Source organism: Castellaniella sp. FW104-7C03, from assembly GCF_040276085.1.
Taxonomy (GTDB): domain Bacteria; phylum Pseudomonadota; class Gammaproteobacteria; order Burkholderiales; family Burkholderiaceae_B; genus Castellaniella.
This window is the reverse complement of sequence record NZ_JBELOK010000002.1, coordinates 48,944-61,344: the sequence shown is the minus strand read 5'-3', so window position 1 is coordinate 61,344 and position 12,401 is coordinate 48,944. Positions and strand designations below refer to the sequence as shown.

Below are 12,401 nucleotides of genomic sequence, written 5' to 3'. Positions count from 1 at the left end.
ATGATTCTTTATTTGCACGGGTTCCGGTCTTCACCAGAGTCCTTCAAATCTGGCTTGCTGGCTGCGGCCCTGGCTGATCGGGGCCTGGCCGCGCAGTGGTGTTGCCCGCAGTTGCCAGCCAGCCCGGCCGCCGCCATGCGGCTGGGCCTGGCACTGGCCCGGCAAGCCTTGGCAAACGCCGATGCACTCACCGTCATTGGCTCATCGCTTGGTGGGTTTTATACAACTTGGCTGGCCGAGCAACTGGGGTGTCGCGCCGTACTGCTGAATCCCGTGGTGCATGCCTCGCGGGATTTGGCCACTCAGGTAGGGTCACATCGTACTTTTCATGGCAACCATCCTTTCGAGTTTCTGCCTGAATACGTGGATGAACTGGCTCGGGCAGAAGCAGATATTCCAGAGTTGACACACCCGGAGCGTTACTTTTTGCTGGCGGCCACCGGAGATGAGGTGCTGAATTGGCGTGAGATGCAACAACGCTTTTCGGGTGCCCGGCAACATATCATCCAGGGCAGCGATCATGGGCTCTCTGATTTTTCCCAATGGCTCCCAGAGGTGCTGGCCTTTAGCCTGACGGGCCCGATGGCGGTCAGTCAGGAGGGTGCCAGGCCCGGCATGCGGGCCAAGCAGGCGCCCGTGGTTATCACCGGCACCTGGAACGAACTCAGCGATATAGCCGGCCCGATTCGCCTTGAAGTCTTTGTGCACGAGCAAGGCGTCCCCCTGGCAGAAGAGATGGATCTTCAAGATGCACAGTGTGTGCACGCTGTGGCATACGCAGGTGACGGACAGGCGGTGGGTACAGGCCGTTTGCTGCCTGATGGCCATATTGGTCGTATGGCGGTGCGCCACCCGTGGCGGGGTGCCGGAGTGGGGTCTTTATTACTGAATGCCTTGATGGATGCCGCGCGCCAGCGGGGTGATACCCAGGTGGTGCTGGCCGCACAGCTGCAGGCCCGGCCCTTTTATGCACGCCACGGGTTTGTCGAAGAGGGTGAAACCTTTATGGACGCAGGGATTGAGCATCGGCAGATGCGGCTGCGGTTCTGATCAGGCTCTTTAGGCAGCTTTGGCAGGTGAAGCTGCCTGAGGGTGGCAAAAACCCTTGCCAGCCTATTTGAGATTGCCTGACAGAAACTGCTGCAGGCGCAGGCTTTGAGGATTATCGAAGATGTCGGCGGGCGTGCCGGTTTCTTCGGCAACACCTTTATGCAGAAACATCACCTGCGAGGCCAGGTTGCGGGCAAACCCCATTTCGTGGGTAACAACCAGCATCGTGCGGCCTTCTTCGGCCAGCTTTTGCATAACCTTCAGCACTTCACCCACCAGCTCTGGATCCAGTGCCGACGTGGGCTCGTCAAATAGCATCACTTCGGGCTCCATTGCGAGCGCCCGGGCGATGGCGACGCGCTGTTGTTGGCCGCCAGACAAAGAAGATGGATATTGTGTTTCGGTCCTGGGATCCAGCCCTACCTTGGCCAGGTAGTGTCGGGCGCGTTCGGTGGCTTCTGCGCGGCTCAGTTTAAGCACCTGCATGGGGGCTTCGATGACGTTGCCCAGGACGTTCATGTGCGCCCACAGATTGAAGTGCTGGAACACCATGGCCAGTTTGGATCGCAGCCGGCGAAGCTGGTCGAGGTCGGCGGCGTGGGGCTCACCGTGCTTGTCGTGCACGATTTTCAGCTCCTCGCCGTTAAGGGATACCGAGCCCTTGTTGGGCTTCTCCAGAAAGTTGATGCAGCGCAAAAATGTGGATTTTCCCGAGCCGCTGGAGCCAAGGATACAGATCACGTCGCCCGCATTGGCCTGCAAGGAAACGCCCTTGAGGACTTCGTTATCGCCGTAGCGCTTGTGGATATTGAGTACGTCGAGTTTGGACATGTTCTTATCGGTGGATGGCCAGATAGGCCAGTGTACGGTGCTCATACCAGCGGAAGATACCGATCAGGGTAAACGAAAGACCCAGATAAAGCACGGCAGCAATCCCGTACGAAGCAAAGGTTTGATAGGTGGCCGAGTTTGCATCCCGGGCAACCTTGAGGATGTCGGGCACCGTGGCGGTAAACGCCAGCGAGGTGGCATGCAACATCAGGATGACTTCATTGCTGTAGGCGGGCAGGGCCCGACGCAGGGCGGATGGCAGGATGATCCGGCGATACAGGGCGAAGCGCGTCATGCCAAAGGCCCGGGCGGCTTCGATTTCGCCGGCGTTGGTGGCGCGGATGGCACCGGCAAAGATTTCGGTGGTGTAGGCGACCGTGTTTAAGGTAAGCGCCACCACCATGCAATTAAAGCCATTTTGGAAAAAAGTGGCCAGCGGTGGCACACCCTTGATGAAATCCAGGCTGTAAATGCCCACATAAATAAACAGGATCTGGACATACAAGGGAGTGCCACGAAACACATAGCTGAATATCCACAGGGGTATCGAGAGCCATTTTCGCGAAGAAACCCGGCCAACCGCCAGGAATATGGAAATGAAAAAGCCCATGGAGACGGACAGCACCAACAGCCACAAGGTAATGGCCATGCCCGAGAGGCTGCCGTTGCTGCTGAACAGATAGGCGCGCCAAAATTGCTCGAGGACGTCCATCATAGGAGGGCCTCGCGAACGCCGACGTTATAGCGTTTGTACAACCAAAAAAGCACGCCGTTGGATATCGTTGTGAGCAGCAGGTAGATCAGGCCCGTGATGCTGATGAACAGAAACACCCGAAACGTGACATTGCCGGCGTCCTGGGCTACTTTGACGAGGTCTGTCAGGCCGATCAGGGACACCAGGGCAGTGGATTTCAGGAGCACCTGCCAGTTGTTGCCGATGCCTGGCAATGCATGGCGCATCATCTGGGGAAACAGCACCCGGCGAAACACCTGGAATTCACGCATGCCGTAGGCAGTGGCAGCCTCTAGTTGGCCATGCGGCACCGCCATGAATGCACCGCGAAAGGTTTCGGCAAAATAAGCGCCATAGATAAAACCCAGGGTAAGCACACCGGCCCCGAAGGGGTCGATATCGATGGGGTCGGCGCCAAGAAGGTCGGTGACGTCATTGAGGTAGATCTGCAGGCTGAAAAAAATCAGCAGCATGAGCACCAGATCGGGGACTCCCCGGATCAGCGTGGTGTAGGCGGTAGCCAGGACTCTGGCACCCCACGCCTCTGATAGTTTTGCCCAGGCACCCAACAGACCCAGCCCAATGGCGACCAGTAGAGACAGGATCGCCAGCTGGATGGTCACCCAGGTGCCAGCCAGCAAAAGTGGGCCATAGCCGTTTAGAAACATGAAAAGAGGACTTCAGATGGAAATGCCGCCCGGCGTGCCCGGTGAAGCCGGGCGGCGCTGGGCGGAAGGATCATGCGGCAGGCCGCCAATCCGGTTATTGAGCGGGAAACTGGATCAGGCCTTCGGCAAAGTATTTTTTGGCAAAGCCCTGGATGGTGCCGTCTGCCAGCATGGACTTCAGAGCCTTGTCGACCTCGGCCTTGAGCTTGTTGCCCTTGCGCATGCCCATGGCGATGGGGTCGTTGAGGATGGGGTCATCGAGCGTCATTTGGGCGAGCTCGTAGTCAGCGCCCTCGGGCTTGCTGAGGAAGCCCTCGACAGCGCTCTGTGCCTCTTGGAAAGTGGCATCCAGGCGGCCCGCAGTAACGTCGACGTAGGCATTGGTATAGCTGGGGTACGAGACCACCTTGACGCCCTTGGGCGCCCAGTATTTGCGTGCGTAGGTTTCCATGGTGGTACCTTGCTGCACACCGACGCGCTTACCCTTGAGGGATTCTGCGGTGGGCTCGAGGCCGCTGCCCTTTTTGACCATCAGCTTGACAGGCACGATGTACAGAGGGGTGGTGAAGTCGATGACCTTTTTGCGTGCTTCGGTGGCCGTCATGGTGGAGTTGGCCAGATCAAACTTGCGGGCCTGCAGGCCGGGGATCAGACCATCGAAGGATTGATCGATCCAGACACACTGGCGCTGCATGCGTTTGCAGAGTTCGTTGCCGATATCGATGTCGAAGCCTTCAAGCTGCCCGTTTGGGTTTCGGTATTCGAATGGCGGGTAGCCGGCTTCGGTTGCAATTTTGAGTTCGGCGGCGTGGGCGGTTGAACCCACCGCAGGGATCAGCCCGGCTGCGATCAGCAGCGCGGCGCCCAGGAATGTCGGTTTCATCGAATAGTTCTCCTGTGGGGCTGGCCTGCCATACGGCCAGCCAGCGGTAACAAGGCGTGATGTTAACCCAGGTCTTTATCAGGCCGCATCAAGCATTACCCGTAGAAGTGCTTATTCGGGCAGAGCGGGTTCGCGATTGGGCTCGATCTGCAGCGACTGCTGAATAAGGCTGATCACTTCGTCGAGGTTGTCGGTGACCGTGATCAGATCGACATCGAAGGGGCTGACCGTGCCATTGGGTACTAGTTGGTCACGAACCCAGTCGATCAGGCCAGACCAAAATGTTGTACCCACCAAAATGATGGGCGCAGGTGGTTGCTTGAGCGTTTGTATCAGGGTGACCGCTTCGAAGAGTTCATCGAGTGTGCCAAAGCCGCCGGGCAGCACGACGTACGCCAGGCTGTGCATAAAAAATGAAGCCTTGCGTGAGTTGAAGTACTCGAAGTGCAGGCTATCGGTTTGGTAGGGATTGTCTACGTTTTCGCGCGGCAGGCGGATATTGAGCCCGATGCTGCGGCCGCCGGCTTCGAAGGCGCCACGATTGGCGGCCTCCATCAGGCCTGGGCCACCGCCTGCGATGACCGGTACGCCCAGCTGGGCCAGGCGGTGGCCAAGCTCGCGACCCATCTCATAAAAAGGATGACCGCGCGGGATGCGGGCACTACCGAAAACGCTGACACCCAGGCCGATTTTTTGAAAAGCCACGGCGGCGGCGCGCATCTCTGCAATAATCGTAGGAATCTGTTGTTCTGCCGATACACGTTTTGTTTTGTTGTCTGTCATGAAAAAAACCTTGTTGCTTGTCGATGGTTCTAGCTACTTATATCGGGCATATCATGCCATGCCTGATTTGCGCAATGCGCAGCAAGAGCCCACCGGTGCCCTGTACGGCGTCATATCCATGTTACGGAGGCTCATGCAGGATTACAAGGATGCCGCGCAATACGGGGCCTGTGTCTTTGATGCGCCGGGTGGCTCGTTTCGAGAGCAAATGTACCCCGAGTACAAGGCCAATCGCCCCTCGATGCCGGATGATCTGAGGCGTCAGATTGCGCCCATCCACGAGGCGGTGGCCGCCTTGGGCTGGACGGTGATTTGTGAGCCCGATGTCGAGGCGGATGATGTGATTGGCACTTTGGCCACTCAGGCCGCCAAAGAGGGCCTTTATACCATTATTTCCACGGGTGACAAGGATTTGGCGCAACTGGTCAACGATGATGTCGAGCTCATCAACACCATGACCAATGATCGCCAGGATCACGATGGGGTAGTGCGCAAATTTGGTGTGCCCCCCGAGCGCATCATCGATTATCTGATGCTGACTGGCGATACTGTGGACAACGTGCCCGGGGTAGATAAGGTGGGGCCCAAGACAGCGGCCAAATGGCTTGCCGAGTATGGCAGCATCGAGGCCATCATCGAGCATGCGCACGAGATCAAAGGGGTAGCGGGGGCCAATTTGCGGGCGGCAGTGCCTCAGTTTGCAATGACACGCAACCTCCTGACGATTCGCGTTGATTGCGACCTGGGCGGCCGGTTTGGCGTACCCAGCCTGCAACTGCGCCAGCCCGATACGCCAGCACTCACGCGTTTATACGAGCATTACGGATTTCGCTCATGGTTGCGTGAAATCACCGGAGACCCCGACCGCATCCCCGAGCAGGATGCCCGGGCGGCACAGGCAGACACCGCCCCCGCGGCGCCGGCAGAAATCAAATACGAAATCATTCTCGACAAGCAGCATTTTGCAAGCTGGTTAAAGCGGCTTGAGTCTGCTCCGCTGGTTGCCCTGGATACCGAAACCACCAGTCTTGACCCCATGGTGGCGCGCCTGATTGGCTTATCGATATCGGTAGAGCCTGGCCATGCGGCGTATATCCCGGTGGGGCATCGTGCCCCGGGTACGCCCGAGCAACTGGATCGCGGCTGGGTATTGGAACAACTACGCCCCTGGATCGAGAATCCAGCGGCCGCCAAACTGTTGCACCATGCCAAATATGATGCACATGTGCTGGCCAACGAGGGCTTGCATCTGTGCGGTATCCGGCACGACACCATGTTGCAGGCGTATGTATTGCAGTCTCATCGGCGGGTCAATCTGCAAGACCTCTGCATTCAGTGGCTGGGTGTCACCGGCACTACCTACGAAGACCTCTGCGGCAAAGGTGCCCGGCAGATCGGCTTTGATGAAGTCGATCTCGATCGTGCCGCCCACTATGCGGCAGAAGATGCTGATTTCACCCTGCGCCTGCATCAGGTGCTGTGGCCCCGCGTGCAGGCTGAGGCCGGGTTCAAGCGGATTTATCAGCTTGAAATCCAGACGTCCGAAGTACTGACGCGCATCGAGCGTAACGGTGTGGCCCTGGATGTAAACGTGCTGGCGCGCCAAAGCCACGAGCTGGGCGAGCAAATGATTGCGCTTGAAGCGCAGGCCCATGTGCTGGCGGGGCAGCCCTTTAATTTGAATTCGCCCAAGCAACTGGGAGAAATCCTGTTTACGCAGATGCAGTTGCCGGTGGTGCGTAAAACAGCCAGTGGTGCCCCGTCCACAGACGAAGAAGTCCTTACCCGCCTGGCGGCAGATTATCCCTTGCCGCGCTTGCTGCTGGATTATCGCGGGATCGCCAAGCTGAAATCCACCTACACCGACAAGCTGCCCCGGATGATCGATGCCCGGACGGGGCGTGTCCATACGCGCTATGCGCAAGCTGCCGTGGTTACCGGGCGGCTGGCTTCATCCGACCCCAATTTGCAAAATATCCCGGTGCGTACCGCTGAAGGCCGGCGTGTGCGCGCTGCCTTTGTGTCCAGTCTTGGCAAGATTCTGTCAGCTGATTATTCTCAAATCGAGTTGCGGGTGATGGCGCATGTGTCTGGCGACGAAAATCTGCGTCAGGCATTTGCCCACGGGCAAGACATCCACCGGGCCACTGCGGCCGAAGTCTTTGGCGTGGCGCCCGATCAGGTGGATGCCGAGCACCGGCGTGCCGCCAAGGCGATCAATTTCGGGCTGATCTACGGGATGGGCGAATTTGGCCTGGCAACCAATCTAGGCATTACCCGTGCTGCGGCCAGGGCTTATATCGATCGCTATTTCATGCGTTATCCCGGGGTGGCCGATTACATGGATCGCATCCGTCGCCAGGCACGCGAGCAAGGCTATGTGGAAACCGTCTTTGGTCGCCGCCTGCATTTTCCCGATCTTGCCGGCGTAAAGGGGCCCCGGGCGGCAGCGGCCGAGCGCGCAGCGATCAACGCCCCCATGCAGGGCACCGCGGCCGATCTCATCAAGATGGCCATGGTGGCCGTCCAGCAATGGATGCTGGAAAAGCAGCTGGCCAGCCTGATGGTGATGCAGGTGCACGATGAGCTGGTTTTTGATGTGACGCCAGACGAAGTGGAATTATTGCGCGCCGAGGTGCCTCGCCTGATGGCGGGTGTGGCAGAACTGGCAGTGCCGCTGATTGCTGAAGTGGGGGTTGGCAACGATTGGGGCGAGGCTCATTAAGGGTAGCGCCTAGGCCGCCGATTGCCGCGGATCAGTCGGCTTCGCGAAGCCGGTTGGGTAGAAGCTCGCCATAGTGAGCCAAAATAGGGTAGGCCGCAGCGTTTACCAAGTAGGCGCTGACACCACCCGCATCGCGCAAGACCTCCAGATAAAACGCACCCACATCGGCCGCCTCGATCTGGCCTGTTTTGATGCGCTCAAGGTGGCGGTCGGCGGCTTCGGCTTCGAGTGTTCGAAAATAATCCTTTTCAAACGCCAGGGTGCGCGCTACATGGCGATCTCCCGATACAAACAGGGAGGCTGCCTGACGCAGATTGCGTTGCAGGCGATCCATCGTTTGCTGCAGTTCTTGTTGTTGCCCGCTTTCCAGTATCCAGTGTTTTTTTTGCAGCCGGCTGGCGTGCCCCAGCAATCCCATGCCTGAAACACTGGCCGCGTGTGCGATGTTTGTGGAAAACGCCAGAATGGTTTTCAGGTATTTTTCGTCTTCGGCGCTCAAGCTTTCCTGGTCCTGGGTGGCCAGGTACGCCGTGATGGATTGGTCGAGCTGGCTGATGGCTCCGTTAAGGTAACGGGCGCGCCCGATGGCCGGGGTGTCTTCGTGCAGCAGTGCGCGTTCGGTCAGTTGCAGTGATTCGCGCAGGAGATCAATGAGGCGCAGCGCCTCGCGTGCTGCCTGCCCCAGGGCGACAGCAGGAACCTCGCGGGCCGATTCATCCAGATAACGGGGGCGGGCGGGGTCGTCCGGGTTGATGCGCTGAGGCAGGAACCGCTGCAGCAGATTGGCATATGGCCGCACTATCGGCATAAAACATGCCGCCACCACCAGATTGAAGGCCAGATGAAAATTGGCTACTCCATGGGCGGGATCCTGGCCCAGCACTGCCATGATCTCGTTTGCCCAGGGCAGCAGGGCCATCCCGAGCAGACATCCCGCCACCCGTGTGCCCAGATTGCCTACCGGCAGCCGGCGGGAGGCGGGGTTGTCGTCGTAGCCCCCTTCGAGAACAGGGTTGATGGCGGTGCCCAAATTGGCGCCCAGCACCAGGGTATAGGCTAGTGTCGGGTCTGCCAGCCCGTGGTGGGCCAATGACATGATCAGTACAACCACGGCCACGCTGGAGTGCGAGGCCCAGGTAAGCGCGGTGCTGGCCAATAGTGCCAGCAAGGGGGCGGCACCCAGTGCATCCAATGCCGTACCCAGCATTGGGGCGCTTTTGAGAGGCTCGAACATGGTGACGAGTTCGTTCAGCGACAACAACACCAGCCCGAGGCCGATAAATGCACGTCCGAGATCCCGTGTACGCCCAGGCGCGTAGTGGCGGAACATCCAGACCCCGATCAACACCAGCCCCGGCGCCAGCGCGGTGGGATTGAAGGACAGGGCCTGTACGATCAGGGTGGTACCTACATTGGCGCCCAGCATGGCGGCCAGCCCAGGCACCAGCGATACCAGACCATCCATGGCAAAACCAGTGATCATCAGACCTGTGGCCGTGCTGCTTTGAATGGCTGCCGTGATGATCAGGCCCGTGCCAAAGGCCCGAGGCAGGGAGCCCATTGCGCGGCCCATCCAGACCCCCAGCGTTTTGCCGAAGGCCCGTTGGACTCCGGTTTGCACCATATGCACGCCCCACAGCAGCAGGGCGATAAAGCCGCTGAAGGCGATGATGACCTGGAGTTCGCGCATGTGTCAGCCGTGTCAGGCTTGCTGGCGCAAGGCGTTGATGCGCTGCTCGATGGGGGGGTGGGAGGCGAACAAGGCGCCCAATGCATTACCGGCGATGCCCGAAGCCTGGAACGTTTTTGGCAACTCGCCGGCATCGACACCGCCCAGGCGGGCCAGGGCATGAATCATGGGGTCTCGGGACCCCAGCAGACGTGCCGAGCCTGCATCCGCCCGGAATTCACGTTGGCGGGAAAACCAGGCCACGATAATGGAAGCCAGGACGCCAAAAAGGATCTCGCACACGAAGACGCTGATGTAATACCCTATGCCGACACCGCGTTCGTTCTTGAGAATGGCGCGATCAATGAAATAGCCCACGATACGCGACAGGAAGATGACGAACGTGTTGACGACGCCCTGGATCAGGGTAAGTGTGACCATATCGCCGTTTGAAACGTGAGTGATTTCGTGTCCCAGCACTGCGGTGACTTCTTCTTCTGTCATTGACGATAACAGGCCCGTGGAGACCGCCACGAGTGCGTCGTTGCGGAAGGCTCCGGTGGCAAACGCGTTGGGCGCCCCTTCGTAGATGGCAACTTCGGGGCGGCCGATGCCCGCGCGATCGGCCAGTTGATGCACGGTATCCACCAGCCAGGCCTCACGCGCATTACGGGGCGCCTGGGGGTCGATAACGTGAGCTCCAGTGCTGGTTTTAGCCATCCACTTGCTGATCAGCAGCGAGATAAATGCACCGCCAAAACCGATGACGGCAGCGAACACCAGCAAGGCGCCGGGATTGATGCCATTGGCGGTGAGGTAGCGCCCGACACCCAGCAGATTCATGGTGATACTGAGGATTGCAACGACGGCGAGGTTGGTAAGGAGAAACAGGATGATGCGCTTCATAGGGGGACGGCTCCGGGAGTCGTGTACAAATTGAGGATGTATCCAAAGTGTATAGTATCGGCTCTGTAAACTGTATCCCCGTGTGGCAGGCATTTTGGGCCCCGGGCCCATGCTCCGTGCACGAAGACACGCTTGCTACGCGCCAGGTTGTTTTCACCCAGGAGGTTCAGCGCCATGTCCGATTTACTGATTCAGGCAGATGAGTTAAAGGCACGTTTGCAACGGCCCGGTTGTCTGATCTTCGATGTGCGCCACGATCTGGCCAAGCCCGAGGCCGGGCGCGAGGCCTATCAGCAAGGGCATATTCCGCACGCCCTTTACCTCGACCACGAGATGCAGTTGTGCGCCCCGTGCACAGGCCAAAATGGTCGCCACCCTTTGCCGGATCGCGCCGATTTTGCTGCCTTGATGCGGGCACAAGGCCTTACGGCACGCTCGGATGTGGTGGTATACGACGCGGGCAACAGCATGTTTGCCGCCCATCTGTGGTGGATGCTGCGCTGGCTGGGCCACGAATCCGTTGCCGTACTGGACGGCGGCTGGGCGGCGTGGCTGGCTGCGGATGGGCCCGTAGAATCGGGTCTGCATGAGGCATCCATCAGCGAAGCCCAAGCCTTGCAGGGCTTGGTACAAACGCGTCAGCCATCGATGCCAACAGTGGACGCCCGTGCCGTGTTGGGCAATCTGGACGAGCCGCGATTTACTGTGCTGGACGCCCGGGCTCCCGAGCGCTTCAGCGGCCAGGTTGAACCCATAGATCCGGTGGGTGGCCATATCCCGGGTGCGCTTAATCGTCCGTTTGTGCAAAACGTGCAGGCCGATGGCCGCTTCAAGCCGGCCTCGCAACTGCGGGCCGAGTTCGAATCTTTGCTGGGCGACCGCCTGGATCGCGGGATTGTGCACCAATGTGGCTCGGGCATCACGGCTTGCCACAATCTGTTTGCAATGGAGCTGGCGGGCTTTAGGGGCTCTGCCTTGTATCCGGGCTCCTGGAGCGAATGGTGCAGCAACCCTGATCGTCCGGTGGCCCGCGGCGCGGCGCCTAACAGCCCGCAAGGGGCGCGTGCAGATAGCCGGCGTCCGAGCGTTGTCCTCCAAGATCCAGATATTGAAATATTACGCAGTACGTACGAGGCGAAGCAGGTTGCCCAGTGGATCTATCAGGAATGGGCTCGGTTTGAAACGGATGCAGTATGGCAAAAGAACCGCCAGGATCTCGACAGATCCTTGAATGAGGCGCTATCGATCCCTAAATTCTTTGTAGCACGCCAGGCTGGTCAGTTGATCGGGATGGCCAGTATTGTTGAAAATGATTTACCTAGCCATCCCGAACTGCACCCTTGGCTGGCCAATGTGTATGTGTCGCCGGAATGGCGGAGTCGCGGTATCGGTAGCAGGCTGATCCGGCGGGCGATGGATTGGTCCAGTACATTGGCCTCCACCATTTACCTTTACACCACCAGCCAGGTGGAACTCTATCTGCACCTGGGCTGGGAAATCCTCCGGGAGGATTTCTATAACGACCGCAGAATTACGCTGATGTGCTGTCGTGCGGCTGCGATGACAAAGGATCGTACCGTGTGATCCACGCGTTGGATCCTACCTCGGTCTTGGCCCCTTCGGACAGAATGACGAGTAGTTCGTGGGAATAGCGATATCCTTCATTTTCCTTGCGCAGAAATTCCTGCATGGTGGGGCAGCGGTTATAGAGCCCCTGCATGTAGATTTTCCAGACGCGGTAGGTTTCGCAGTCTAGCGCATTGACATGCAGGACGATGTTTTCCATGTGATCGCAGATTAGTTCGTTGACTGCCAATATCGTGCTGCGTAGCGGCTCGTCCGGCGGCAGTGGTTTGTTTTCGTAGAAATATGGCCGGCACTCCGGGTGGTTCACGAACGTCTGTAGTACCGCCGCCCCGACGTTATAGATTTGCCAACTCGTTTGTGTTTCCAGGGTCTGCCGATCTGCACTGAGCTGCCGGATGACCAGAATAAAGCCCACTATTGTGACGACGGGGCCCAGCCAAGTGCCGATGGTTGCCCAAAAGGTAAGGTTGCTGGTGATGTCTGGCATGCTGATCTTCAGAAAGGTCTGGATGAGTAGCCTGAATTCTAACTTGGTTAGGCCGATTGTCTGGATTTGGGAGATGGGC

At 58.8% G+C, this 12,401-nt stretch carries 11 protein-coding genes and 2 pseudogenes; 5 read left to right on the top strand and 8 right to left on the bottom strand.

Features of this window, described 5'->3' with window-relative positions:
* Positions 1–582 (top strand): annotated as a pseudogene (locus ABS758_RS02315) (YqiA/YcfP family alpha/beta fold hydrolase); the annotation flags it as partial.
* Entirely contained in the window at positions 583–1,050 is a 468-nt protein-coding gene (locus tag ABS758_RS02310) for a GNAT family N-acetyltransferase (protein WP_350389051.1), read from the top strand.
* Positions 1,051–1,113: 63 nt separating this feature from the next.
* Here the strand turns inward: ABS758_RS02310 and ABS758_RS02305 are convergent, their stop codons facing one another.
* The 5 genes from ABS758_RS02305 to ABS758_RS02285 form a co-directional block, all read right to left on the bottom strand.
* Positions 1,114–1,926: an ABC transporter ATP-binding protein gene (locus ABS758_RS02305; RefSeq protein WP_417251522.1), complete on the bottom strand. Its 813-nt coding sequence runs from the start codon at positions 1,924–1,926 to the stop codon at positions 1,114–1,116.
* The gene (gene hisM / locus ABS758_RS02300; RefSeq protein ID WP_350380763.1) at positions 1,886–2,596 is read right to left on the bottom strand and encodes a histidine ABC transporter permease HisM; all 711 of its coding nucleotides are present in this window, start codon (positions 2,594–2,596) and stop codon (positions 1,886–1,888) included. The genes ABS758_RS02305 and hisM overlap by 41 nt, the downstream gene beginning before the upstream one ends.
* Positions 2,593–3,282 (bottom strand): ABC transporter permease, encoded by a 690-nt coding sequence (locus ABS758_RS02295; protein ID WP_350380764.1) that lies wholly within the window; start codon positions 3,280–3,282, stop codon positions 2,593–2,595. The genes hisM and ABS758_RS02295 overlap by 4 nt, the downstream gene beginning before the upstream one ends.
* A 94-nt stretch (positions 3,283–3,376) precedes the next feature.
* The gene (locus ABS758_RS02290) at positions 3,377–4,165 is read right to left on the bottom strand and encodes a transporter substrate-binding domain-containing protein (RefSeq protein WP_350380766.1); all 789 of its coding nucleotides are present in this window, start codon (positions 4,163–4,165) and stop codon (positions 3,377–3,379) included.
* 111 nt (positions 4,166–4,276) lie between these two features.
* Complete coding sequence (locus ABS758_RS02285) at positions 4,277–4,948, bottom strand: LOG family protein (RefSeq protein ID WP_350380768.1); 672 nt, start codon at positions 4,946–4,948, stop codon at positions 4,277–4,279.
* On the opposite strand from ABS758_RS02285, the gene polA reads away from it, so the two are divergent.
* Positions 4,947–7,673, top strand: coding sequence for a DNA polymerase I (gene polA / locus ABS758_RS02280; RefSeq protein WP_350380769.1), 2,727 nt, complete (start codon positions 4,947–4,949; stop codon positions 7,671–7,673). The two genes, ABS758_RS02285 and polA, sit on opposite strands and share 2 nt — an antisense overlap.
* A 31-nt stretch (positions 7,674–7,704) precedes the next feature.
* Here the strand turns inward: polA and ABS758_RS02275 are convergent, their stop codons facing one another.
* The gene (locus ABS758_RS02275; protein ID WP_350380771.1) at positions 7,705–9,363 is read right to left on the bottom strand and encodes a Na/Pi cotransporter family protein; all 1,659 of its coding nucleotides are present in this window, start codon (positions 9,361–9,363) and stop codon (positions 7,705–7,707) included.
* 12 nt (positions 9,364–9,375) lie between these two features.
* Positions 9,376–10,248, bottom strand: a complete 873-nt coding sequence (gene htpX / locus ABS758_RS02270) for a protease HtpX (RefSeq protein WP_350380773.1) — start codon at positions 10,246–10,248, stop codon at positions 9,376–9,378.
* 174 nt (positions 10,249–10,422) lie between these two features.
* On the opposite strand from htpX, the pseudogene ABS758_RS02265 reads away from it, so the two are divergent.
* Positions 10,423–11,286: pseudogene (locus ABS758_RS02265) on the top strand (sulfurtransferase); the annotation flags it as partial.
* Positions 11,272–11,832, top strand: coding sequence for a GNAT family N-acetyltransferase (locus ABS758_RS02260; protein ID WP_350380846.1), 561 nt, complete (start codon positions 11,272–11,274; stop codon positions 11,830–11,832). The pseudogene ABS758_RS02265 and the gene ABS758_RS02260, both read left to right, overlap by 15 nt.
* Here ABS758_RS02260 and ABS758_RS02255 read toward each other — a convergent pair.
* Positions 11,780–12,322 carry a hypothetical protein gene (locus ABS758_RS02255; RefSeq protein WP_350380775.1) on the bottom strand — a complete coding sequence of 181 codons (543 nt, stop codon included), beginning with the start codon at positions 12,320–12,322 and terminating at the stop codon, positions 11,780–11,782. The genes ABS758_RS02260 and ABS758_RS02255 overlap by 53 nt on opposite strands.
* Between the last annotated feature and the right edge of the window lie 79 nt (positions 12,323–12,401).

Bases quoted from the DNA above. Each gene is read 5' to 3' on its own strand.
- htpX (WP_350380773.1), bottom strand. From the start codon at position 10,248: ATGAAGCGCATCATCCTGTTTCTCCTTACCAACCTCGCCGTCGTTGCA.
- hisM (WP_350380763.1), bottom strand. From the start codon at position 2,596: ATGATGGACGTCCTCGAGCAATTTTGGCGCGCCTATCTGTTCAGCAGC.
- ABS758_RS02255 (WP_350380775.1), bottom strand. From the start codon at position 12,322: ATGCCAGACATCACCAGCAACCTTACCTTTTGGGCAACCATCGGCACT.
- ABS758_RS02290 (WP_350380766.1), bottom strand. From the start codon at position 4,165: ATGAAACCGACATTCCTGGGCGCCGCGCTGCTGATCGCAGCCGGGCTG.
- polA (WP_350380769.1), top strand. From the start codon at position 4,947: ATGAAAAAAACCTTGTTGCTTGTCGATGGTTCTAGCTACTTATATCGG.
- ABS758_RS02305 (WP_417251522.1), bottom strand. From the start codon at position 1,926: ATGAGCACCGTACACTGGCCTATCTGGCCATCCACCGATAAGAACATG.
- ABS758_RS02275 (WP_350380771.1), bottom strand. From the start codon at position 9,363: ATGCGCGAACTCCAGGTCATCATCGCCTTCAGCGGCTTTATCGCCCTG.
- ABS758_RS02285 (WP_350380768.1), bottom strand. From the start codon at position 4,948: ATGACAGACAACAAAACAAAACGTGTATCGGCAGAACAACAGATTCCT.
- ABS758_RS02310 (WP_350389051.1), top strand. From the start codon at position 583: ATGGCGGTCAGTCAGGAGGGTGCCAGGCCCGGCATGCGGGCCAAGCAG.
- ABS758_RS02295 (WP_350380764.1), bottom strand. From the start codon at position 3,282: ATGTTTCTAAACGGCTATGGCCCACTTTTGCTGGCTGGCACCTGGGTG.